Origin of the sequence: Streptomyces sp. NPDC052020, assembly GCF_040680575.1 — a bacterium.
Classification (GTDB): domain Bacteria; phylum Actinomycetota; class Actinomycetes; order Streptomycetales; family Streptomycetaceae; genus Streptomyces.
In genome coordinates, this window is the sequence record NZ_JBFAWY010000039.1 from 39,551 (window position 1) to 62,700 (window position 23,150).

19 protein-coding genes and 2 pseudogenes are annotated in these 23,150 nt (G+C 72.1%); 10 read left to right on the forward strand and 11 right to left on the reverse strand.

The genetic code is table 11. The features are described 5' to 3' along the window. Window positions 1–61: 61 nt before the first annotated feature. Window positions 62–1,552, reverse strand: coding sequence for a hypothetical protein (locus AB0L74_RS29325; RefSeq protein WP_365658799.1), 1,491 nt, complete (start codon window positions 1,550–1,552; stop codon window positions 62–64). Window positions 1,553–2,419: 867 nt separating this feature from the next. Between AB0L74_RS29325 and AB0L74_RS29330 the strand changes: the two genes are divergently transcribed. Then, window positions 2,420–3,358 (forward strand): VOC family protein, encoded by a 939-nt coding sequence (locus AB0L74_RS29330; RefSeq protein WP_365658802.1) that lies wholly within the window; start codon window positions 2,420–2,422, stop codon window positions 3,356–3,358. A gap of 154 nt (window positions 3,359–3,512) precedes the next feature. Beyond that, window positions 3,513–3,727 (forward strand): annotated as a pseudogene (locus AB0L74_RS29335) (helicase); the annotation flags it as partial. A 271-nt stretch (window positions 3,728–3,998) separates the two neighbouring features. On the opposite strand, the gene AB0L74_RS29340 reads toward AB0L74_RS29335, so the two are convergent. Further along, window positions 3,999–4,166: a hypothetical protein gene (locus AB0L74_RS29340; protein ID WP_365658805.1), complete on the reverse strand. Its 168-nt coding sequence runs from the start codon at window positions 4,164–4,166 to the stop codon at window positions 3,999–4,001. 313 nt (window positions 4,167–4,479) lie between these two features. Here AB0L74_RS29340 and AB0L74_RS29345 point away from each other — a divergent pair, with 313 nt between their 5' ends. The 7 genes and pseudogenes from AB0L74_RS29345 (at window position 4,480) to AB0L74_RS29375 (ending at window position 13,176) form a co-directional block, all read left to right on the forward strand. Further along, entirely contained in the window at window positions 4,480–6,252 is a 1,773-nt protein-coding gene (locus AB0L74_RS29345) for a DUF4157 domain-containing protein (protein WP_365658848.1), read from the forward strand. 327 nt (window positions 6,253–6,579) lie between these two features. Beyond that, the gene (locus AB0L74_RS29350) at window positions 6,580–6,897 is read left to right on the forward strand and encodes a helix-turn-helix domain-containing protein (protein ID WP_365658851.1); all 318 of its coding nucleotides are present in this window, start codon (window positions 6,580–6,582) and stop codon (window positions 6,895–6,897) included. A 104-nt stretch (window positions 6,898–7,001) separates the two neighbouring features. Next, window positions 7,002–7,182, forward strand: a pseudogene (locus AB0L74_RS29355) (hypothetical protein); the annotation flags it as partial. A 25-nt stretch (window positions 7,183–7,207) separates the two neighbouring features. Beyond that, the gene (locus tag AB0L74_RS29360; protein WP_365658808.1) at window positions 7,208–7,513 is read left to right on the forward strand and encodes a trypco2 family protein; all 306 of its coding nucleotides are present in this window, start codon (window positions 7,208–7,210) and stop codon (window positions 7,511–7,513) included. Between the two features lie 8 nt (window positions 7,514–7,521). Continuing rightward, entirely contained in the window at window positions 7,522–11,889 is a 4,368-nt protein-coding gene (locus AB0L74_RS29365; RefSeq protein WP_365658811.1) for a trypsin-like peptidase domain-containing protein, read from the forward strand. 191 nt (window positions 11,890–12,080) lie between these two features. Continuing rightward, window positions 12,081–12,407: a barstar family protein gene (locus tag AB0L74_RS29370; protein ID WP_365658854.1), complete on the forward strand. Its 327-nt coding sequence runs from the start codon at window positions 12,081–12,083 to the stop codon at window positions 12,405–12,407. A 190-nt stretch (window positions 12,408–12,597) separates the two neighbouring features. Continuing rightward, window positions 12,598–13,176 carry a snapalysin family zinc-dependent metalloprotease gene (locus AB0L74_RS29375; RefSeq protein WP_365658814.1) on the forward strand — a complete coding sequence of 193 codons (579 nt, stop codon included), beginning with the start codon at window positions 12,598–12,600 and terminating at the stop codon, window positions 13,174–13,176. A gap of 152 nt (window positions 13,177–13,328) precedes the next feature. Here AB0L74_RS29375 and AB0L74_RS29380 read toward each other — a convergent pair whose 3' ends face one another. The 5 genes from AB0L74_RS29380 to AB0L74_RS29400 form a co-directional block, all read right to left on the reverse strand. Then, window positions 13,329–13,637 (reverse strand): hypothetical protein, encoded by a 309-nt coding sequence (locus tag AB0L74_RS29380; protein WP_365658817.1) that lies wholly within the window; start codon window positions 13,635–13,637, stop codon window positions 13,329–13,331. A gap of 147 nt (window positions 13,638–13,784) precedes the next feature. Then, entirely contained in the window at window positions 13,785–14,750 is a 966-nt protein-coding gene (locus AB0L74_RS29385) for a MerR family transcriptional regulator (RefSeq protein WP_365658820.1), read from the reverse strand. A 523-nt stretch (window positions 14,751–15,273) separates the two neighbouring features. Then, complete coding sequence (locus AB0L74_RS29390; protein WP_365658823.1) at window positions 15,274–15,504, reverse strand: hypothetical protein; 231 nt, start codon at window positions 15,502–15,504, stop codon at window positions 15,274–15,276. A gap of 22 nt (window positions 15,505–15,526) precedes the next feature. Continuing rightward, window positions 15,527–16,468, reverse strand: a complete 942-nt coding sequence (locus AB0L74_RS29395; protein ID WP_365658826.1) for a serine hydrolase — start codon at window positions 16,466–16,468, stop codon at window positions 15,527–15,529. Continuing rightward, window positions 16,465–17,367 carry a LysR family transcriptional regulator gene (locus AB0L74_RS29400; protein ID WP_365658828.1) on the reverse strand — a complete coding sequence of 301 codons (903 nt, stop codon included), beginning with the start codon at window positions 17,365–17,367 and terminating at the stop codon, window positions 16,465–16,467. Before AB0L74_RS29400 ends, AB0L74_RS29395 begins: the two co-directional genes overlap by 4 nt. A gap of 145 nt (window positions 17,368–17,512) precedes the next feature. On the opposite strand from AB0L74_RS29400, the gene bla reads away from it, so the two are divergent. Continuing rightward, window positions 17,513–18,457 (forward strand): class A beta-lactamase, encoded by a 945-nt coding sequence (gene bla / locus AB0L74_RS29405; RefSeq protein WP_365658831.1) that lies wholly within the window; start codon window positions 17,513–17,515, stop codon window positions 18,455–18,457. Window positions 18,458–19,263: 806 nt separating this feature from the next. Here the strand turns inward: bla and AB0L74_RS29410 are convergent. The 4 genes from AB0L74_RS29410 to AB0L74_RS29425 form a co-directional block, all read right to left on the reverse strand. Then, a complete protein-coding gene (locus AB0L74_RS29410; RefSeq protein WP_365658833.1) occupies window positions 19,264–19,896 on the reverse strand; it encodes a class F sortase in 633 nt (210 codons plus the stop codon). 177 nt (window positions 19,897–20,073) lie between these two features. Next, entirely contained in the window at window positions 20,074–20,562 is a 489-nt protein-coding gene (locus AB0L74_RS29415; RefSeq protein WP_365658836.1) for a sortase, read from the reverse strand. Between the two features lie 965 nt (window positions 20,563–21,527). Next, window positions 21,528–22,772, reverse strand: coding sequence for a cytochrome P450 (locus AB0L74_RS29420; protein ID WP_365658839.1), 1,245 nt, complete (start codon window positions 22,770–22,772; stop codon window positions 21,528–21,530). Beyond that, complete coding sequence (locus AB0L74_RS29425) at window positions 22,769–23,104, reverse strand: amidohydrolase family protein (RefSeq protein WP_365658857.1); 336 nt, start codon at window positions 23,102–23,104, stop codon at window positions 22,769–22,771. Before AB0L74_RS29425 ends, AB0L74_RS29420 begins: the two co-directional genes overlap by 4 nt. Between the last annotated feature and the right edge of the window lie 46 nt (window positions 23,105–23,150).

Here is a 23,150-nt window from a genome sequence, read left to right on the forward strand (position 1 = left end):
GCCGCTCCTCTTCGAGGTGGTTCGCCAGGCCGCCGAGGAAGCCCGCGGCGCCGCGCGCCGGCTACCGGCCGCCGCGGGGCGCCGTGCTCGACGCCTCGACCGTGTCCACCGCCAGCCAGTGCTCCGAGCGGTAGTGGACTTCGTCACCCGCGTAGCCGAGCACGTAGTGGACGTCCCCGGCCCGGTCCGGCAGGACGTCCTCCAGGACGAACGTTCCGTCCTCGGCGACCGGGACCGGCGGCAGGTCGGTGACCTCCAGGCCGTTCAGTCGCTGCACCGTGATCCGCGGCGCCTGGGTGGGTGCCAGTCCGTCCAGGTCCAGTCGCCCGGTCACCCTGAACGGCTCCCCGGCGACGGCCGGGCCCTGCGTCACGTCCACGAAGCGCGACGGGGCCAGGGCCTCCCGGGTCTGGATCGTGTGCAGCCAGAACTTGGTGCCCTCCGGGTTGGAGGTCACGACGAACAGCTGTTGTCCGTCCCCGGAGAACTCCATGCCCCGCGGGACGACGCGGTGGCTCGCGGCCTCGTCCTCGAAGCTGATGCGCAGCGGCTCCCGCTCGACCGACGGGTCGGCGAACGCCAGGGTCAGGTCGGCGGTATCGCCCGAGGCCGCGCCGCCCTGGGCGAACCACTTGCCGTCGGGACTGAAGGCGACGGCCGTGGGCGCCACGCCCTCCGGCAGCGGTGCGTAGTGGTTCTCGAGGAAGCGGGCGTCCTGGCCGCCCAGCAGCACGGTCCCGCGGAACGCGTCGGCCACCGCGAGGACGGAGCCGTCCGCGGAGAAGTCGGCGTCCCGGAAGTCCATGCCCCGGTCCGTGCCGTCCTCGGTGAACCGGCGCTCGCCCAGGAACTCCAGCGGGTTCCCGTCCGTCCCGTCCGTCACCCGGTAGATCCCCAGGTCGGGGTCGTCGGTCGGGGACCAGCGCTCCGCGGCGGTCACCAGCAGCCCTCCGGGCCCTCCCTCGAGATGGATCGGGGTGTACGAGTACATGACCTCCCGGGCCTGGCCGCCCCCGGCCGTCGCGGCGACGCCGAGCGTGCTCAGCGCGTCGGTGCAGCCCTGGGACGACGCGGCCGGCCGGCTGGTGAAGAACAGCCGCCCGCCGGTGTGCACCAGCTCCCGCCCACAGCCGTCGGCCGGCGCCGGAATCGGATCCAGGGGGTACAAGGACCCGCTCTCGTGGGAGTAGTTCGCGATGTGGTCCGACTGCCCGGCATAGACCTTCGAGCCGTCCGGCTCCACCGCGACGCCGGACAGGGGGGCGGCCATGTGGGCGCTGGCGACGGCGGGCCCGGCGCCCCCGTAGAGCACGCCGACCAGCTCGCCGTCCCGCGACCCGTCCGGATAGACCCGGTCCCCGGCGATCCACACGCGCTTGCCGGTGTCGTCCACCGTCATCTGGGTGAACGACGCGGCCGACAGCTCCATGCCCGGGCCCGACGGCACCACGGCCGCCGCGGCGGTGTCCGTGTCCGCGGCCCCCGGGGCCGCGGACACGGTACCGGGGGCCGCCACCAGCGCCGACCCGGCCAGCGCGCCCGCCAGCAGCACCGTCGTCAGTCTGCTGCCTCTTCCTGACGCATCCCTCAACGCTGATCCCACCCCTGATGTCGGCGCGCCACCGCGGATCGGGCGGCGCTCGTGTGGACATAAAAGCGCCAACAACCGGCCGAGACGAATCATTTGCTGTCATCGCCGTGTCGCAGTGGCGCTCGAGGAGTGCGCCTCCTGCGGTCCGCCTCCGACGTCGGACTGATCACCTACGAGCATCCCGGCTTCGAAGCCCGCTCCGGCCGTCAGACGCGTGGTCCGCGGGCCGCCGAAGATCTCTGCACGATTCGCGTCCCCACCACCCGACCGGTGGTCTCCTCCCACCGCTGGTCGGTGAACTTCTGCCCGTACCGCTTGACACCGGCCGCCGCGCCTCCCGCACAGCGGCCCTGTGCCGTGTCTCTTCCGCTTCGGCGCGGGCGGCCTGGTCACGGTTCCCAGGCAGCTCCGGACAGCATCCGACCGCTTCCTGCGCCCGGGGCGGCGCGGACGGCCGGCTCGAGCGCGGCATCCGGGGCCTGTTCGTCCCACGCGTGGCGCCGGCGGTCGCGGGCGATACGTTCCGGTCGTTCGTCGAGCGCGCGGGCCCGGGTGCAGTCGTCCTCCGCAGCGGGCTCGGCCTGCCGCAGACGGTCCTTGAAGCTCCGCGCCTCGGCTCCTGACGGGGCACTCGCCCGCGCAGGCGCTCGGACCACCTCCCGGGTGCCACGCTCACCGAGGCACAGGACAAGGCGAGCCTCGCTGGCGTGCCATGGGCCGGGCCGCATATGGCCTGTTACGTCCTGCCCGCGGCGGCAGCGGCACTGGTAGGGGTGGGAGGGCCGGTCGGTCCCTGCCCGGTGCCCGCGTCTGTCACCTGGAGGAACGTTGTCCTCGGTCCAGCTCACGCATCTGCGCCATGTCGACCTGGCGGTTCCCGACCACGACCGGCAGCTCGCCTTCTACACCGACGTCTGGGGCCTGGCCCGGACCGCCGACGACACGGGCGTCTCCTTCCTGGCGGCGGAAGGGTCACCCGAGCAGTACGTGGTCCGGCTGCGCGAAGCCGGTGAAAAGCGCCTGGATCTGCTCGCCTTCGGTATCGCGAGTCCGAGGGACGCCGACGTGCTGGCCGAGCGGCTGGCGGGCGCCGGTGTACGGCTGATCTGCGAACCGGGCGCCTTGCCGACCCCGGGCGGCGGCTACGGCTTCCGCTTCTTCGACGTGGACGGCCGTACCGTCGAGGTGTCCTGCGACGTGGCGCCGCGCCGGCACCGGCGGATCGAGGCCCGGGAACCCGTACCGGTGCGCCTGTCGCACGTGGTTCTCAACGCGCCGGACATCGGGCGCACCCGGGCCTGGTACGAGCGGCATCTCGGCTTCCGGCTCACCGACACGATGCGCTCACCGCAGGACGGTGACCTCATGTATTTCCTGCGGATCAATTCCCACCACCACTCGGTGGCGTTCTCCAGAGGACCCCACACGTCCCTGCACCACATATCCTTCGAGCTGCGTGGCCTGGACGAGTATCTGCGTGCCTCCGGCCGGGCCGTCCGGTCGGGCGCCACCAAACTATGGGGTCCCGGCCGGCACCTCGCGGGCGACAACGCCTTCACGTACTTCCTGGACCCGCACGGCAACACGCTGGAGTACACCACCGAGATGGAACAGGTGGAGGAGGACACCTGGCACCCCCATGTCTACGACGCCACACAGGCACAGGTGACCGACCAGTGGGGCACGGCCAACCCCTGGGACGAGCTGGTGGCCAAGGAGTCGTTCAACGATCCGGACCGCGGCTGTTTCATCGCCCCTCCGCTCTGACCCGGGTCGCGGCCCGCAGCGCGGAGTAGCTCCCCGCGGGCCGTGGACCGCTCGGACGAGGTCCGCGGTTGCCCGGCTCGCCGGGCTCCAGTCCGCGCTGCACAAGGCGTCGGCGGGGGAGAACTTCGGCAGGACGCTCGTCTTCCACCACCTGGTGAAGGAGGCCGAGGCGTTCGCGGCCGGCCTGCCCGGCGTCGCCGCGCCGTCGCACGCCGCGGACTCCGAGCTGTACCCGGGGACGATCTGGGCGGACCGGCTGTGCGGCGACCACAAGCCCGGCCACCGCCGCCGGGCCTCACCGGGTTCGCGTCCGGGACCGCCACGGACAGCACGGTCGTGGAGAAGGGCTTCCTGGGCTCGGTGGAGGTAGGGCGGCCATCGGTTTTCGCGCCTGCGCCGGCCACCACCATCACCGCCACTGCCGAACGCCCAACCCGCGCTGCCGGTCGACGCGGGTCCGCCAGGCCACCCGCAGGTCCTCGCCGAGGAGCTACGCCCCCGTGCCCACCGCCTCGGACGGCAACGACGACGGTCCGCCGGCGCCAGCGGGGCCCGGACTCGCCGACCCGCGGCGGGGCATCGCGGGTGCGAGTCGATGCTCGTGCTGGTGAGGGGGCGTGTCTGTGGTGAAGATCGTCTGTCAGCGGTTGATCTCGGTGTTGGTCAGGACGAAAAGCGCTCGCGGCAGCGTGGTCGCACAGGGTGCGGAGAGCCGGAGCCTGGTGAGGACCCGCCAGTTCTCGAGGTGGGCGAAGACGTGCTCGCAGGCGGCCCGCTCGGTGGCGATCAGCTTGTCGTCCCGCGTCATCTCGGCGCTCAGGAGGCTGCTTGCGGGTGGCCGGGTAGCCGGTGGTCACGGCCGAGGGCGAAGTGCAGGAGGCCTGCACTTCCGGTCAGCGGACACTGCCCGTTCGTACGCTGCGTCGGCGGGCCCCCGCGGGTACGAAAGAGGGGGACGAACGGCCGGAGGGGGCCTTGCCTTGCGTGATCGTGAGAAAAGCACAGGTGACAGGGCCGACGGCGGCCGCGTCCTCACCCTCAGGCCCAGGACCGCGCCGCCCGTGGAGAGGCACGGCCTGACCGGACTTCAGGCCACGGTCGGCAACGCCGCGGTGGTCCAGATGCTCCGCCGAGCCGGTCAGGCCCGGTCCCAGGAGGAGCACCAGCACTCGGTCAGGCGTGGACACGGACAGAACAGGCCCGCCGGCCAGGCCGCGCCGCCGGTGCGGCGCTCCGCGGTCCATGACGTCCTGCGCACCTCCGGGCGGCCGATGGACGACGCCACCCGCGCCGACATGGAGGCCCGGCTCGGCGCGGACTTCTCCGACGTCCGGATCCACACCGACTCCGCCGCGAGGGCGTCGGCCGCTGAGATCGGTGCCCGCGCCTACACCTTCGGCAGTCACGTCGTCATCGGGGAGGGGGGCGGTGACAAGCACACCCTCGCTCATGAGCTGACGCACGTCATTCAGCAGCGTTCCGGCCCGGTGTCCGGAACGGACCACGGCGATGGAATCACTGTCTCCGACCCTTCGGATCGTTTCGAGCGGGAGGCCGATGCCAATGCGGCACGGGCCATGAGCGGGCCTGTGCCCCGCCCGCCGGTACAAAGAGATACCGCACCCGTGGCCGCCGCGCCTGTGGTTCAGCGCGTGAGCGAAGCCGTACAGACCCAGTTCGACAGGGCCGCGTATCCCTTGGCGTTTTTGACTGTGCCCGCCAAGGAGTTCGACGAGAACGGCCAGCCCGTTCCGCAACCTGCCACAGCTCGGGTGGGTAGGCCGAATGCCGAGGAAATCGAAATCACGCGCATACCCAAGGATTGGGCGCCACCGGCGCCCCGGGGCCGTTATGCCCAGCCTCACACCAGTATCAAGGCGCGCTTCCGCTCCTCGTTCTTCACGTACGAAGTGGAGTTGGTCAACGACCCCCGCGGCGCTTTCCACGGCAATCCGAGCTTGATCGATCTCGACAGCCCGTTCCAGATCACCTCTCGTGTTTTCCGCGGCTCCCAGGGAAGATCGGCGGGCAGGACTTACGCATACGGCGACCGATGGGGTCATAACCTGGGCTTCTGGTCGGCAGACACATACAGCCATGCGGTCGCGGAGAAACTGGCCGAAGATCACGGTCTGGATCCCGACGCGGAACTGGCCGCTACCGACGATGACTTCCTCAACTACCAGGCTCTCCCCTACACAGACGGACAGCCTTTCATCTTCTACAGGGCGTCACTCGAAGACCCAAGGTTCCGGACCGACAGTCGCCAGTTCTTGTCCGCACAGGACTTCGACGGTCGGCAAGCAGCCAGGAAGACAGCCGTGGCGGTTTCAACACCGCCCCAGACAGACCGCCGGGACGCAGGCCGGGGTACTGCCAAAGCCATGGGAAACACCCAGGCTCATCAATGGATGGGTCCCGGAATGGGCGGTGCGAGAGGCATGTTGGCGGCGTACGAGTGGTGTCACCTGATCGGTGACAAGGATGGCGGCCCGGATGTCGCGGAGAACCTGGTAATCGGCTCCAATGCGGTCAATACGGAGCAGATGGCCATGGAGACGGCGCTGCGCCGGCATGTGCCCAGGCTCCAGCCGCACGGACTTGGCATCCAGTTGCGTGTCCAGGCCGAGATGGAAGAGGCCCCTGAGCAGAGAAATCCCACGAACCGACTCCCCAGGATCAGGGAACCGCTCAAGGCACGCTGGATCAGCTACCAGATCTCCATCGTCCCGCTCGACAACCCGGAAACCGACAACCCCATAGTCGATGTCCACCGCCAAATCATGGACGCCGACCGCGGCACGATCACCGAGGCGGAGTTCACCTACCTCCACCACGAAGTGCACAACAAGCTGACAAAGGCCATCGAGGCCCTGGGCCCGGACATGGCCTGAGATCTCGGGCGTCCCGAGAACGCCGCACGACCGCCTGAGCAGCCGACCGCGAACCCGTCACATGACACCGTCGCGGGTGACGCGGACCCTGTCGGCGCGGTGCCAGTCGTGGGGCGTCTCGGTCACCGCCTGCTGGACAGGCAGGAGGTCGTTCTCCTTCCCGGTGAGTCCGCATCCACTGCCAGGTCTTTGTTCCAGTCGTCCATGCGCTCGCGCAGGATCCCCGCGTGCCCGTCCGGGTGGCCGGAGTCGACCACGCGGAACCGGGTGTGCAGTCCTCGGGCCGGGTGCGGGCACGCACGGCGAGCGGGGGCCGTTCACGGCTTGGTGGAGCTGGGCGACGGTGTCGGCCACCAGGACGTGGTGCGGGAGCTGGAGGAGACGGTTGAGAGTGAAGGAGCCGGGGTCCTCGCGCGCGGCGGGGTACAGCGGGGTGTGCTCGAACCCGACGGGGTTCGGGCGCTAAGCCCGTTGCGTGCCTGGGAGCGTGTCAGACCCGCACTCCGCCCCGACCAGGCCCGCCAGCCACGCGAGTGCGCCGCCGCCGGTGAGCGGAGATCCACGCTGGCCAAGGAGTACGGCATCAGCCGCGAAACCGTCTACAGCTACCTGCGGGCCGCGACCGCCACAGGCGTCCCAGACTGAGCCGATCGAGGTCGCCGCACCGGAACCCGGTGGCCGAACCCGTCAGCGAGGCGTCAGGTCATGTGGCACCAACCTGCACCCTCTGCACGGTACCTACGCGCTTCCGGTTCAACGCGGTGGTGGAGACGAACGTCCATGCGGTGCGGCTGTACCGGTCGCTCGGCTTCGGCGTGCTGGGCACCGTGCCGGAGGGCTTCCGGCACCCGACGGAAGGGCCACGCCGGGCTACACCTCATGCACCGCGCGCTGCGGTATCCGGGGTCCGTCCCCCCCGGATGCCGCTAGATTACGGGTGACGAGGGGGTGTGGCATGAGCGTCGAGTTATCAGAGGTCATCGCCGAGCTTCGGGCCGAACTCTCGGCGGCGATGCGCGCCGGCGACGGCGAGGAGCTGCGTTTCGAACTCGGTCCGGTGGAACTGGAGCTGACCCTGGCGGTGTCCAGGGACGCGGGCCCCTCCGCGAAGGTGAAGTTCTGGGTGGTCGAGATGGGGGCCGACGCGAAGCTCTCGACGCAGTCGACCCAGCGGATCAGGCTGAGTCTTGAACCGCGCCGGACCAGCGCCCCGGACTCCCGCATGATGATCACGGGCGACTCGCTGCCTGGTGAACGGTGACGTCGGGGGTGGACGTGCGCCGCGTCGCCGAGATCATCGTCGATGCCGGGGGCCGTACCTCGCAGCGCGGCTCCGGTTACCGGATCCGCCCGGCGGCGGTCCTGACCGCCGCGCACGTGGTGAACGGCGCGCGCTCGATCCGCGTGCAGTTCGACGGCGGCCTCCCGACCGAGTGGGCCGCCGACGCCACCGTGGCCTGGTCGTGCCCGGAGCACGACATCGCCGTCCTGGCCATGGAGGGCCGCGCCGAGGCCCTGCCCGAGACACCGTTGGGCGGGATCCCCGACGACAGGGTCCTGCGGCTGAAGGCCCTGGCGATCGGTTTCCCGCGGTTCAAACTGCGGTCGGACGACGACGGCAGGACGTGGTACCGCGACACCCACCAGGCGGACGGCTCGATCGGGACGGCGTCCAACCGGACGCAGGGCACCCTGGAGGTCAGGGTGGCGGCGCCGCGCGCCGAGCCGGACGGCGCCGTCTCGCCGTGGGAGGGCATGTCAGGGGCCGCGCTGTGGTGCCGCGACCGGATCGTCGGCGTGCTGGCGCGGCACTACGGGAAAGAGGGCGACGGCAGCCTGACGGCCTTTCGGGTGGACCGCTGCGTCGCAGCCCTCGACACCGACGACCGCCTCCGCCTCGCGGAGCTGGCCGGGACACCGAAGTCGGGGCCGCTGCCCCCCGTCCTGCCGCCGACCCGGCACGACGTGGTCAGGCGGGTCCACCAGGCGGCCGTCCGTGAGGACTTCGCGCCCCTGCGACTGCGGGACCGCGAGAAGGAGCTGTCCGACCTGGCGGCGTTCTGCGCGGGCCGGCAGCCCTACGCGTGGGTGCAGGGCGAGGCCTGGGCCGGGAAGACGGCGCTGCTCTCGTGGTTCGTGCTGAACCCGCCGCCCGGGGTGGAGGTCGTGTCGTTCTTCGTCACCCGGCGCCTGCCCGGCGCGGCCGACGGAGACGCGTTCACGGCCGCGGTCGCGCGGCAGCTCTCCGCGTCGGCGGACGGCGAGTCCGGCAGCGGGGCCGCGTCCCACCGGCGTGGCTGGCTCGCCTCGCTGTTCGCGTCCGCGGCGTCACGGGCGCGCGCGAACGGCAAGGTGCTGCTTCTCGTCGTCGATGGTCTCGACGAGGACAGCGGCACCTTCGGGGGCGACTCCGCCAGCATCGCGGCATCGCTGCCCCGGCACCCGCCGGACAACATGCGGGTACTGGTGTCCAGCCGGCCGGACCTCCGCCTGCCGGCCGACGTGCCGGGCGACCACCCCCTGCGGGCGTGCCCGGTGCGTGAACTCGCCGCGTCCCCGCACGCCCGCCGGCTGGAGCACGACGCCTCGACGGAGCTGGCGCACACACTGCGGGACACCGGCGTGCGGCGGCAGGTGCTCGGGTTCGTCGCCGCAGCGCGTGGCGGGCTGACCGGCGCCGACCTGGGCGAACTCACCGGACGCGAACCGGACGACATCGACGCCCTGGTCCGGGCCGACCTCGGGCACAGCGTCACCGGCCGGTCGTCGGCGACCGGGCAGCTCGCCTACTTCCTCAGCCACGACACGCTGCAGACCGCGACCGAGCAGAGCATCAGCACGGAGATCGACGACCTGCGCGACCGGCTGCACCGCTGGGCGGACGGCTACCGGCGGCGCGACTGGCCGGACGACACCCCCGCCTACCTCCTGTACGACTATCCCAACCTGCTCGTGGCCACCCGGGACCTCGTCGGTCTCGCCCGGTGCGCCACCGACCGGGCGCGGCAGGACATGCTGCGCCGGCGCACCGGCAACGACTTCCTGGCCATCGCCGAGATCAACATGGCCTACCAGCTCAACGTCCGGCAGCACGCCACCGATCTGCCGCTGGCGCTGCGCCTGGCCCTGCGCCGCGACGAGCTGGCCCGCCGGTACGAGCACATGCCCAGCGTCCTGCCGGCCGTGTGGGCCAGGCTCGGCGCGTACGAACAGGCCGAGTCGCTCGCCCGGTTGCACGGCGGTCAGTCGCGGTACTGGGCGATCCGGCAGGTCGCCGAGACCATCGCGGAGAACGGCGACCGGCAGCGCGCCGAGGCCGTCGCCGGGTGGCTCGACGACCCCGCGATGCTTGCCGTAGTCGCCGAGGCGGCCGGCGACCACGAGCGGGCCGACCGGATCGCCCTGGACCCGACCCGGCAGGACCGTGAGCTGCTCGACCGTCTTTCGGTGGCGGCCGAGGCGGCCGGCGACCATGAACGGGCCGAGCTGCTCGCGCGCGCCTGCGGCTACCCCTCGCTCACGGCGCGCCGGGCCCTGGCCGCGGCGCGGCGCGGCGACTTCGCCCGCGCCGAGTCGCTGGCCCGGTCCGTGGGTGTCGCCGACGCCGGCCACGTCGACGTGTACGCCGGCTGGTATGACGGTGACGACGCCCTCGTCGAGCGGGCCGAGGCCCTGGTCGGCGTGGCCGAGGTCGCGGCCGAGCGGGGTGAGCGCGCGCGGGCGCGGGAACTCGCCGCAGCGGCACGGGAACTCGCGCGCGCGATGACCGACCCGGAGGGCCCCCAGCAGGTGCGCGCCCGGTTGGCGGCCCTCGACGGGGACTGGGATCGCGCCGAGGACCTGTTGCGCGAGACGGACGAGTTCGACGTCTGCCGGTTGGAGTGGCTCGTGGAGCGCATGGCGCGGGCCGGCGAGTACGACCGGGCGGAAGGCGTCGCCCGGCTGATGCCCGCGGGCGCCTCGCCGGCCTGGGATCTCATCCGGCTCGTCGAGGTGATGGCCGAGAAGGGGGACTACCGGCGAGCCGAACACCTCGCCAGGTCGCTGCCCAGGGCGTTGGACACCGCCGAGGCCTTCGCCCGGTTGGCCTGGGTCGCCGCCGGCGCGGACGAGCAGGACAGGGCCCGGCGGTTCATCGCCGGGTGCGAGGGTGCGATGGGCTCGTCGGACTGCGCCAGGATCCAGGCCGACGGGCTCATCGCCGTCCTGGAGGAGGTGGGGAGGTCCACCGCGCCCGAGGACCGCGACCGTGCGCGTGCGTTGATCAGGCTGGCCAAGGCGAAGATCCATCAGATCGGGGAGCCGGGATGGCGGCGGCACGTCTTCGAACGTCTCGTCATGGTGATCTCCACGACCGGCCACGCCACGAGGGCCGACTCCATGCTGCGGTCCTCGCACGTGCCGACCGACCCTGCGTGGGGACAGTGCGTCCTGGCGGACGAGGCAGCCAGGAAGGGCGACCGGGTCCGGGCGGCGGCCATGCTCCGGTCGGCGTCCCCGGTCATGCGCGCGGCGCCGGCCTCCCCCGGCTACCGGCACGGGCTCGGACTGCTCGTCCGCGCCGCCACGTTGATCGGCGAACAGGGCGAGGCGGCCACGGTGCTGCACGGCATCGGTGACCCGGCCGACCAGCTCAGCGCGCTGAACCTGCTCACCAAGGGCACCGACGACGCCGACCCCGCCCACGTGGAGCCGCTCGTGCGGGGGATCGCCGAACCCTACTTCCGGGCGTGCGCGCTCACCGACCTGGCGCTCATGGCGGCTCGGACGGGCGCTCGCGAGCACGCGGGGCGACTGCTGCGCGAGGTACCGGGCATCGCGGCGTCCTGCCCCGAGAGACACGAGATCCTGATCGTCCTGGAAATGGTGATCAAGGCGGCGATCGAGCTCGACGACCGCGAACTCGCGCGCTCGGCCGTCCTCCGGGCGCAGGAGCTGGCGCTGCGGGAGGAGAACGGGCCGACCCTGGCGTCGCACGTGCGACAGATCCTGCACGTCGCCGCCCCGGTCTGCGACCGCGACGAGATCCAGTCGATGATCGAGCACGCCGAGGACGCTGTCTGGCACTGGAGCCAGGGCGACCGGGACCACGCGCTGACCCTGCTCGTCCGCGAGGTGGCGCACGACGCCCGGGACCACGATCTCGCCGAGAGCCTGGCCGGATCCGTGAGCGGCACCGACGCCAGGACGCAGACGCTGGCCGAGATCGCTGCAGCCCTGGCGGACGCCGGTGCCGCCGACCGCGCCCGGGCCGTCTTCGCGCGGGCCGTCACCACCTTCGGCACCGGGGCGGTGCCGAACCCGTCCGGCGCGCTCCAGGCCCTGGCGAAGGCCGCGGACCGGATCGGCGAGCACGACAGGGCCGACGAGTTCGTGTCCCGGCTGCACTCGCCCGGTGATCGAGTGCGGGCGTTGACGGGACTGGTGGAGTCGGACCTGGCGATGCGGGACCGCTGCACCGACCCGGGGGCGCGGGACCGGCACGCGCGGCGCGCGTCCAGGCGTGCGGCGCAGGCCCTGGCCGCCGAGGTCTGGACGGAGATCCACTGGAAGTTCCAGGACGGTACGGGGCCGCTCACGCTCGCCGTGCGGGTGGACCCGCGCTGCGTCGACGTCCTGCTCGAAGCCGGGAGGTGACGCGCGCATCCGGCCGGGCGCGCCCGACCGATGGCGTGATCGGCCGCGGGGAACATCGGTACAGCGGTTTATCGGTGAGATCCGGCCTGCGGCACGAACGTGTCCCCGAGGACCGGCATGCGTGGCTGTCGGTGGCGTTCTGGTCGCGGGACTACCAACGTCAAGGAAGGTTCGGCGCTCCTGCGGGCCAGGTGTTCCCCCTGGACGGCCGGCATATCGCGGACAGGGACACCTTCCACTGTGCGATCGGCGAGGCCCTCAACGGCCCCGGCGGGCACTTCGGCTGGTACCTCGACGCTCTGGACGACTGTCTGGGCGGCGGCCGGGGCGCCACTCCTCCGTTCACCCTGCACTGGGACTCCTCAGCCGAGACCAGGGCTCGGCTGGCAGAGCGCGTGGCTATCGACCCCTTTGGATGGCGGCGTGTAGGGATGCCGAGGCCGGCAGAGGGTCGGCCTGCCATGCGCTGGGCTTCGTCGCGCCCCGTTACCGAGAGGTCGCACCTGCGGCCCCGCTGAGAGGATTTGACGAGAATTCATCATGACAGGTACATGACCGATGGGGAGGGAGGGGCCTACCATCACAACACCCCGCAGGGGCGGTCGGCGGTGCGTCCGGCCCTCAACGGACCACCCGTGCCACTCCTGCGCGCATCCCCCGGCCCGCCGAGGCCGGATCCCCCCCCACACACAGATGAAGGAGCAGCAAATGCCCCTTGGTATATGGCTCAAGGCAGGCACTTCCGCCACAGCGCTCGTCCTCGCCATGGCGGGCGCCGCGACCGCCGCCACCGGTCCTGCGAGCGCATCATCCACCGCGCAGGTGGCAGCGGTGACCCTTCGCTACGACGACAGCCGCGCCGCAGGCTGGGAGGCCGCGATCGCGGCCGGAGTCGCCTCGTGGAACGCGAACGTGAGCAACGTCCGTCTGGTGGAAGCAGCGCCCGGCGCCGCGGCCGAGATCGTGATCGTCGCCACCACGGGCTGGCCGCAGGCCACGCTCGGCCCTGTCCGTCCGGGCCGCCAGGTCCGCGTCGAGCTCGGCAGCCAGGCCGTGAACCAGGGCTACAACAAGACTCGGATCGCCGCCCACGAGCTGGGGCACAGCCTCGGCCTGCCGGACACCAAGCCCGGCCCCTGCTCACAGCTGATGTCGGGGTCGAGCGCCGGCACGGCCTGCACCAACGCCACGCCGAACGCCGCGGAGCGCTCCCGCGTACAGTCCGCCTACGCGAGCGGAACCGCCGCGCTCGCGCCCAACAACCGGGCCCTCATCGACGCGCCCTGACCACACGGCCGTCGAACGGACGGACTTCCCGGGGGGCTCGGCGAGATCCCCGGGAAGCGGTGAGCAGCCCGTGGACGACGGCAGAGCCGGGGGAAAGGGTCCCCCGCTCCCCTTCTCGCCCACGTGCCCCGTTCCACCCCGCCGGGTGCTGGTCAGGTGGGGAGCACATTCCCCGGTATGAGGCTGGGAAAGGTCTGGCCCATACACACGGGGTGATTCAAGCGCCGGGCACCTGTTCGCCGTCGGACGGCCGTCGTGTACGTCAGGTTGAACCGCTTCGCGTTGTCCAGGCCGTCCAGGGACGGAGGGGTGTCGACCTGGCAGTACACGCAGTCGCGGTCGCCCTTGACCGCCGCGGTGAACGCGGGGATGGGGCTCGGTTTGTTGCTGACGTCGAAAACGCCCCAGAGACCGCCGACTCCCTCGTCCTCGATCTCCGGCTCGCCGAAGTACTGACCCACCAGGTCCGCATCCGCCGCGACCCGCACCCCTTACGCGCCGGCGATGAAGCCGTCATCGACCTCGAGATCCTCACCGGCCCCCGCATGGACCTCGTCGCCGATCGTCCGGCGCGGCCAGGGGCCGGGGGCGGCCTTCGATCGATGCGGTCATGCGTCGCGGTGGTCGCGGAACCACTGCGTCACTTCGTCGGCGTGGGTGTCCGGTGGGAAGACCGGGTAGAAGACGTGCTCGATGGTGGCGCCGCGCAGTACGAGGGTCAGGCGGCGGTACATCGTCTGCCCGTTGGCCTCGAACGTCGGGAGCTTCAGCGTGTCTGCGAGCGTGAGCCGGGGGTCGGAGAGCATCGGGTAGGGCAGGTGCAGGCGGTCCACGAGCGCCTGCTGGTAGTCGGCCCGGTCCGAGGACAGGGCGAGGACGCGATCGACGCCTTCGGCCCGCAGTGCGTCCAGGTTGTCGCGGAAGCCGCACGCCTCCTGGCTGCACCCGCGGGCGCCCGGGATGTCGTTCCAGCCCTCCGGGATGTCGGCGGCCGGGTCTCCGGTCAGCGGGTAGAAGAAGAGCACCCAGCGGCCCTCGGAGACCGCGTCCAGGCGTATGTCGCTGCCGCCCGTGCCGGTGAACGACAGAGCGGGGAGCATACGGCCCGGAAGGTGGGCGGCGGCGCCGTCGTCCACCGGGACCGGCAGGCCGGAAGGCAGGGGGTCGGCCTTGGGCAGCATCTTGTCGGGCTCCTTGAATGGCTCGGTGATGGAGGGGAAACCTCGCCGGGCCGCCGCGTCCCGGCGGCGGATCAGCTCTTCCCGGCTGTGGGCCAGCCGGGCGACGAGAAGGTCGAGCGCCTCGATCTTCTGCTGGTAGGCGGCCAGGGACTCCGCGCAGTGGTCGCCTTCCTCGTGGCCCGCGCGCAGGCACGCGAGAAAGGGCCTGGTCTCCATGGGAGTGAGGCCGAGCGCCCCAAGGCTGCGGATCTCCTCCGCCAGCCGGACGTCCTCCGCGGTGTAGTCGCGGTAGCCGTTGGCCGCACGGCCGGGGTGGAGCAGACCGCAGTCCTCGTAATAGCGCAGCGCCTTGATCGTCACGCCGGCAGCCGCGGCCGCCTCGCCTGCACGCATGTGCACCTCCTCGTCGCAGCAGAACGCTAAACCCGGCCCTTGGGGGACGGGTCAAGTCGGCCCTCCATAACGGCGCCCACCACTCACCCGCTGGAAGGCTCAGCGCCGACAGCTCACTCGCTCATCCGCCACATCAAGCGCTCAGTCACAGCCGGTGTGGCTGAGCGCTTCAGTTGGCGGATTGAGCATGGAACGCGTGTTGTCACCCGGATCCGGCTGGCGGCGTTGAACGGTTCGCGGCCGGGCGCGGTGTGAGGTTGAGCCCACCAAAGGCAACTGGCGGGCCCGCGTCTCGTGATCGATACCTATGCGGAGAACTGCCTGCCCAACGACCTCCGTTGGGTCCGCGGGGCGATGCTCTCAGCCAGGGACACCGCGAAGGCGAGTTCCGCAGCCGGGACGGCATCCGCCGCTACCTGGCCCACGCCCAACCGGTGCTCGCGGCGTGACCACCCCGCGGGAGATCACCCAGCGGGGCCCCCGGTGCGGCTTGCACAGCGCGGGAAGGCGTCGTGGTCGCACGTCAGGCGGGCTTTCCGGTCTCCGCAGACCTGGAGGCGGGGGCTGGCGGCCAGGGCCCGCGGCCGCCGCTTGCCGAGAGGGCGCGGTAGCGGCCGGAGAGCTCGGCGGCCGCGGCGCGGTAGCGGTCCGCAGCAGGCCCGCTGACCGTCTCCCCGGCGGCGATCCGCTCGCCGGCGCCGGTGAGGGTGTCGGCCAGGGCCAGGCCCTTCTCCATGTCCAGCACGTCGAGCATGTCCGCCTGGGAGCGGCCTCGACTAGATTCGCCTCGAACGGAGCTCGTCACGCAGGCGCCGGGCCACCTGGCCCATGAGGGCGTCGGCGCCCGGCTGTCTGCCGGCGGCCACCCGTGACTCGGTCAGGACGGCCACGGCATAGGTCTGGCCGTCGGCGTGTTCGACGACGCCGACCTCGTGGCGCAGGTTGAGCAGCATGCCGGTCTTGGACGACCAGGTGGAGGCGTCGGAGTCGAAGTCCGGGGCGAGGCGGTTGCGCACGAGGTTGTTGGCCATGAAGTCGCGTACCCGTGCCGCGACGTCGGGGTGGATCACCGAACGCTCGGCGCCCTCGGTGGCGGGCCGCGACCGCCAGAGCGCCTGTAGGAGGTCGACGAAGGCCCGTGCCGTGCCGGTGTTGGCGCGTGAGATGTCGAGTTGCGGCACCCGGTGGCCGCGCCCCGGGGTGCCGGCGTCGATCGCGAGGGCGTGCGCGAGGTGCACGTCCGCCGGGTCGAACCGCTCCACCGGGGTTTCCATCAGCTCCCGCATGGTGTGCCGGACGGCGATGCCGCGCAGCCCGAACTCGTGCAGGACCGCCCCGACCCGGTCGGGCGGGGTGAGGGCGAAGAGGGCGTCGGCGGCGCTGTTGTCGCTGATGCAGGTGCTGAGGTAGAGCAGATCCTCCACGGCAATGCGGGCGGCGTGCCGAAACCGGCTGAGGCCGGTCGGACCGGGCGTGGTAATCCGCCCGGGCGGCACCTCGATCACCGCGGCGCCATCGAGTTCGCCGCGCCGGATGCGTTCCAGTGTCACCAGGGCGAGCGGGATCTTCACAAGGGACGCGACGGGTAACTCGATGTCGGGGTCGATACCGATCTCGTCGTCCGTCTCCAGGTCCCGGACGAGGAACGAGCCGTACAGCCCGCCGTCGCGCAGCGTCCGGCGGAGCTCCCCGAGCAGCCTCTCGGTATCCGTGGTCACGCGGCTGCCTCCGAGTGCTCCGTGGCGCCGAGGCACCGGGCGATGCCGTGCGCGCAGGCCCGGCGTACGCGGACCGCGTCGGCGTCCGTCTCGTCCGCCACGGCCAGGGAGAAACCCCGCGCGAAGCCGGGGCCGAGTTCGCCGATGGGCCGCCAGTCGAGGCGGAGTTCGCGGGCCTGCGCTGCCGAGCAGAGCAGCGCGTCGCCCCGGCTCAGCACGTCCGCCGCGGCGGCGGCCACGGCGGGTACGACGGCCAGTTGGGCCGGGCGCAGCCCGACGGCGTCGCGCAGGCGGGCGAGACGGTCCCGGACGTGCGGCACGTCGTCCTCCGGTTGAAGCAGCACGCGCTGCGGCCGCCGGTCGCGGTCAGTCCGGCCGGGGCGCAGGGTGTCCAGGTAGATCGGCCCTTGCGGGGCGTCCGCGACCGCCAGTCCCAGCGGCACCGACCAGGCCGCCTCGGTGGGAGCCACAGCGAGCAGCGCCGCACGCACCCGCCGGGACGTGACGAGGTCCGACCGCTCCGCGGGCCCGGCGGGACACGGGTCCAGGAGAACTCCATGGCCGTGCGCCTCCGCGATGAGGCGGGCGAGGGCTCCGGGGGGACAGATGGCGGGAACGGCGAGCCGCAGCGGCCGGCGCCGCGCGGCCTCCGCCTCGTGCTCGAACCGGTCGGCCAACCGCACGAGTTGTTGCGCCGTCGGCAGCATGTCCCGGCCGAACGGCGTCAGCGTCACCGCCCGCGACGAACGCTCCAGCAGCCGCTCGCCAAGGCGTTGCTCCAGCGCGGCGACGCGGCGGCTCACGACGGACTGGGCCGTCCGGGCCGCTGCCGCGCCCACCGTGAAACTACCGTGCTCACTCACACTGACGAACGCCCGGCATGCCGCAACAAGATCCACACGCCCCACTATGCCAAAACAGCATGGAATCGAACGTCCGCGTCTTGGACCTCAGCGGCCCACTGGCCGGAGAGTGGTCGCCACCCGGGGCTCTCCCCGGGCTCGCACGGTCCACGTGTCCTTCGACGGCTTGGAGGTCCATTCCATGACGCACCCGCTTCGCATCCCCCGGGGCGCCGCCTGGGCGGCGGCCGGCTTGCTCGCGCTCGGCGCGCTTCCGGCGTGCGGTCAGCAGACCGGGTCCAAACCCGGCTCACCGGCCGCCTCGGAGCGGCCGGCATCACCGGCCGCGGCCACGAAGCCCACCGCGCCCGAGTTCCGCGCGCTGGAGCGGGAGTTCGACGCGCGGCTCGGCGTCTACGCCCTGGACACCGGCACGGGCCGGTCGGTCGGCTACCGGGCGGACGACCGGTTCGCGTACGCCTCCACGTTCAAGGCACTGGCGGCGGGCGCCGTCCTGCGGAAGTACGGGACGGACGGCATCGACAAGGTGGTCACGTACTCGCGGGACGACGTGGTCGCGGACTCGCCCGTGTCCGAGAACTTCGTCAGGACCGGCATGAGTCTGCGGGGGCTGTGCGCCGCCACCCTCTGGTACAGCGACAACACTGCGGTCAATCTGCTCCTCGACGAGCTCGGCGGCCCGGACGGTCTGGAGAAGGTGCTGGAGGAGTTCGGCGACGACGTCACCGAGATGGACCGGTACGAGCCGGAGATGAGCGACGGCATACCGGGTGACATCCGCGACACGAGCACACCGCGCGCCATGGCGGGCAGCCTGCGGGCGTTCCTGCTCGGCGATGCCCTGAAACGCGACGAACGCGAGCTTCTCAGGCAGTGGATGACGACGAACGTAACCGGCCGGACGCTCATCAGAGCGGGTGTTCCCGGCGACTGGGAGGTGGCGGACAAGAGCGGCTCCGCCGGATACGGGGGACGCAACAACATCGCCGTGGTGTGGCCGGACGACGGCGGCAACCCCATCGTCATGGCGGTCATGTCCACCCGCGGCGAGCAGGGCGCCGACCGCCGCGACGCCCTGCTCGCCGAGGCCGCCACCGTGGCGGTCGACGCCCTGGGTCGCCAGTAGTGCTTCGTCACGTCGGGTGATCTGGTCTGGTGGTGGGCATCGTCTCCGGTATGAGGCGGGGGGGGGGAGGCGCCCGCCCCCAGCGGCCAAGCGGTGACGGGGCTGGTGCGGCACGTGCGGGACAGCGCGGTGCCCGGCCCGGGCCGACGGCCGCGTGGCACTACCCCGCTGCCCGCTGCCGGACTCGTGGAGGGCTTCGGTGGCAACCCGCTGGAAGGATGCCGCGGACCCCGGCGCGCCCCCTCGCGCCCCCTGGCCGGCCCCGCGCCGCGTCCGGCTCGCGCGTGGACCTGGCTTTCCCGCCGTCCGTCGCCGCGGTCCGGCGCGCGGCTGGCTCGCGCCTTCCCCGAGCACCTCACCGGCCGACCCGCAGACGGCCCGAGCCTGGCTCGCCGAGCACGCCGGGACCGTCGCGGCCGCGCTCCAGCCGGCTCTGGACGCGGTGCTGTGCCTGGCCGGCCGCGGTACCCACCTGGTCTCGCCGGCGCCGGTGTGCGCCATGCTCGCCCCAGCAGACCGTTGTCGCCCGGCGAGACCAGGCTGACTGGGAGGAGAAACGGACACGGGTGACTTCCACCCGAAGGGTCGGCGTGGCCGGCTACGACTGGGGTGTCGCCGGGCCACGAACACCGCGCCGACCGCCTTCACCCGCAGCGGTGACGCCTGCGCCGTCGCCTGACCGCCCCCCATCCGCTGACCTCCGCTGGTCCCCCGCTGGCCCCCGCTGACCTCCGCTGGCCAGCGAGCCCACCCGGTCCTCGCCGGTCAGCAGGCCCCGGACCGGCACGCCGTCCCTCCTGCGAGGTCTACCCCGGCAAGGAGGCGTTGGTCGGCTGTTTCACCCCGGCAAGTGTCGCGTAGACCACGACGTTGCCCTGGTATCCCTCGTTCCTGACGTAACCGCCGCCGCAGGTGATGACCCGCAGTTCGGGCACGTCGGAGCTGCCGTAGACCTTCTCGTTCGGGAACCTCTCCTTGTCGTGAACCTCCACGGCGTCGACGGTGAACACCGCCGTGCGCCCGTCCGACCGGCGGACCTCGATTGTGTTGCCCCTGGTCAGAGCACCGAGGTCGTAGAAGACGCCGGGGCTGCCCGTCGGCAGGTCCACATGTCCCGCGATGACGGCGGTCCCGGCCGAGCCGGGCGCCGTGCCCCCGCTGTACCAGCCGGCCAGGTTGGGGGTGTCGGGCGGGGGCGGCTGCAGCGCACCCCTCTCGTCGAGGCCCAGCTCGGCGACGGGGGCGTGCACGCGGATGGCGGGGATCCGCAGCGAGACAGGATCGGCGGAGGGCAGCGGCTGTACGGCGGGGCGGTCCGCCGAGGCGGTGCCGCTGGACGTGGGGCCGGCCGGGGTGAAGGACTGGCCGCCCGACGGCTGGGGTGGCTTTCCGTCGTGCACCGCTCCGACGACCAGCAGGACACCGGTCACGAGAGCCACGGTCAGATGCTTGGCCGAAGGGGTGAACGACGGTGCGGAGGCGCTCGTCTCGTGCCCGGGTTCCATCGCGGTTGAGCCTCTTGCTCGCAGCTTCTTGCAGCGGAGTGAGTGGCCTCCCGCGCGGCCCCCGGGGCGCATGCGCCGGTGCCGGGGGCCGGCGCGGCGGGAAGCGGGCGGTCAGGTCCGGTTCGCGTGGGAACGCCGGCGCGTCCTCACCAGCCATCCGCCGGCGGCCGCCGCGATCAGCGCACTGCCCAGGACGAGCTGTGTGTCCGTGTCCCCGGCGTCTCCGAAGCCGGCTTCGACGGCGCCGTTGGGCTGGCGGCCGGTGATCTCATACTCGTCCGTGACCTTGGTCCGGGGCGGACACTTGACGGTGACGGTGTCGGTGCCGGGTTCCTCCATCTCCGGGACCGTGAACTGGCCGGTGAGCTCCCCCTCGCTGTCGCCCTCGAAGAGGTGGAACTTACCTCCCGCCTCCGACTCGCCCTTGCCGTAGGTGACGTCCGAGCCACAGGCCGTGGTGCTGACGGTGACCGTGGTGCCGGGAGAGGCCGACCACGGGTGGATGTCGATACCCGAGTCATCGGCGGCAGCGGCCGGGGACTGCAGCGCCAGGACACCGAGGACCAGGCCCATGCCGACGCCGATGTGTTTGTTACGCAAGAGAATCCTCCAATGAAGCAGTGTCCGGCCTGTCTGCGCGGGGGCTCCGTTGTGCTCCATTGATGAGGCAACCGACCCGCCGTCACCCCCGCAACACGACGCGTCGCCCCAGCTTCACTCGGGCAGGCGCAACCACTGCTCCCCCCTGAAGGTCCACGCAGGTCGCGGGAGCGGGGACCGGCACGGTGGTGAAATCCCCGGAAGGCAGCGAATGGGCTAACCGGCCCGTCCGGGTGCCCCGGCAGCGGAGCGGTGACGGCTCGTCAGGTACGCATGACCAGCCCTGGGCGTCGCCGTCCTCGGCGGCCGGCTCGAAGGTCCGTCGGGTCTGCTGCGTATGCAGGTGCTCCAGGGTACGCAGCTGGTCACGGGCGTGTTCCAGCAGGCGGTCCAGTTCCCTCGCGTCGAGGCGTGCGTCGTCGGCCAGTCGGTGCGGCACCCCCCCCCCAGGGCGGCCTTGCCCGCCGCCCCCGTGCGCAGCAGCTCCAGCTCCCCCAGCGGGGTGAGAGGGGACTGGCGCGGCATGGCCCACGCTGCATGGTTCCCGGCGGCGTACGCGGACGGGCCCTCCTCCCAGGACCGTGCCAGGTCGGGTCCGGGTCGTCGACAAGCGTCGACCGCCATCCCCGTGCCTGGTCAGGACCGCAGTGCTCGCGGGCGGCGCACCGCGCAAGGCCGGTCACGCGACAGGGGGCGCCTCGCTGGTCTCCGAGCCGCCGACGGAGTCGGTGACCGGCGCGCAGCTCCGGGAGCGGGGGCCGGACCGTTCTTCGCTGGTGCGATGGTCCGTCCCCATCTGTTCGAGCACCTTCTGGAAGGACGGCAACACCGCGCGGCCGCGGTGGCGTCCCAACGCGGTCCGGGCCTCGTGCGGAAGGGGCTCCCTGCTGTGCGCCCCCTCTGCGCGGCGGTGGGGAGCGGTTACCCGGGGATGGACGTTAAGGTCGCCCAGAATCCGGACGAGCTCAGCCGGCCGGGTCGAGGACGACCGGCAGCTCCGCCAGGCCCCGGAAGGCGGGGAACGGCACTTCCAGCCACCGGGGGCCGCCGGCCGGGTCGGCCAGTGCCATCCGGGGGAACCGGTCGAACAGGAGGGTGAGGGCCAGCTGGGTCTCCAGCCGGGCCAGCGGGGCGCCCAGGCAGTAGTGGCTGCCGTGCCCGAATCCGAGATGGGCGTCCTGCGCGTTGCCGGGCCGGCGGACGTCCAGCTCGTCCGGCGCGTCGAACTTCCGCGAGTCGCGGTTGGCCGAGCTGAGTGCGATCTGCACCAGGGCGCCCTTGGGAATCAGTGTCCCGCCGTACTCCACGTCCTCGGTCGCGTAGCGGAACGTCGCGCTCTCCACCGAGCCGTCGAAGCGCACCAGTTCCTCGACCGCCGCGTGGATCAGCTCCGGGTCGTCCCGCACGGCGCGGAGCTGCTGGGGCTGGGACAGCAGGTGGTACACGGCGTTCCCGATGAGGTACGCGGTCGTCTTGTGGCCCGCGAACATCAGCAGGAAGGCCATGGAGACCAGTTCGCTCTGGGTGAGCGCGCCGTCCTCGCCGCCCCGGGCCGCGATGAGCGCGCTCAGCAGGTCGTCACCCGGCTGCTCCCGCTTGGCGGTGATGAGCTGCGTGAAGAACGCGTGCAGCTCCTCTTCTGCCTTCTGCTGGGCCCGCTTGAACTCCTCGCCGAAACCGGTCCGCGCCACCGTCGTGGACAGCCGCTGCAACTGTGACCGGTCCTCGGCCGGCACGCCGAGCAGGTCGCAGATCACGATGATGGGCAGCGGGAACGCGAACGCCGGCAGCAGGTCGACGGGTTCCCTGGCCGGGCACGCGTCGAGCAGACCGCGGACGGTCTCCTCGATGCGGGGGCGCAGCGCCTGCACCCGCCGGGGGGTGAACGCGGAGCTGACCAGCCGGCGGAGCCGGGTGTGCTTGGGCCCGTCGGAGTTGAGCATGTTGTCGTCCAGCGCGACGGACGAGTCACCGAAGATCCTCCGGTAGGCGTCCATGGCCCCGTACATGTCCTTGCTCAGCCGCGGGTCCGACAGCGCGGCCCGGGCGTCCTCGTACCGGGTGATCAGATATGTCTCGTTGCCGTGCGGCGGTGTCATGGGGCAGACGGGCGCCGCGGCGCGGAGGTGGGCGTAGACCGGGTGCGGATCGCGGCGGAACTCTGGGGTGCACCGCTCGGCCGCGGTGACGGCCTCCTGGATGGTGGTCACGGACGACTCCTGAGGTCGAAGAGGGCCTGCGCGTTGCCGCCGAGGATGAGCTGCTGGGACGCCTTGTCGAGCGGCAGCTTCTCGATCATGTGGACGAAGTCCCCCAGCGGCGCGGCCATCGGCGGCGAGTCGGTGCCGAACAGCAGCCGCTCGGGACCCAGCACCTCCGCGTTCAGGCTCAGATGCGCCGCGCTGAACGGGCTGGTGTCCACGTACATGCGCCGCAGCGCGGCCGCCGGGTCGGCCGCGGGCTCGACGGCGTCCGGACCGGCCGCCGGCCGCCCGGGGGCGCCGGCGGGCGGCGCGCCCCCGCCCGCACCTACGAACGCCAGGGGCGGCCGGACCAGGCCAGACGCCATTTCCGCCTGGCGGCCGCCC

Bases quoted from the DNA above. Each gene is read 5' to 3' on its own strand.
- AB0L74_RS29345 (WP_365658848.1), top strand. From the start codon at position 4,480: ATGCTCCGCCGAGCCGGTCAGGCCCGGTCCCAGGAGGAGCACCAGCAC.
- AB0L74_RS29385 (WP_365658820.1), bottom strand. From the start codon at position 14,750: ATGCGTGCAGGCGAGGCGGCCGCGGCTGCCGGCGTGACGATCAAGGCG.
- AB0L74_RS29375 (WP_365658814.1), top strand. From the start codon at position 12,598: ATGCCCCTTGGTATATGGCTCAAGGCAGGCACTTCCGCCACAGCGCTC.
- bla (WP_365658831.1), top strand. From the start codon at position 17,513: ATGACGCACCCGCTTCGCATCCCCCGGGGCGCCGCCTGGGCGGCGGCC.
- AB0L74_RS29340 (WP_365658805.1), bottom strand. From the start codon at position 4,166: ATGACGCGGGACGACAAGCTGATCGCCACCGAGCGGGCCGCCTGCGAG.
- AB0L74_RS29360 (WP_365658808.1), top strand. From the start codon at position 7,208: ATGAGCGTCGAGTTATCAGAGGTCATCGCCGAGCTTCGGGCCGAACTC.
- AB0L74_RS29390 (WP_365658823.1), bottom strand. From the start codon at position 15,504: ATGCTCGACGTGCTGGACATGGAGAAGGGCCTGGCCCTGGCCGACACC.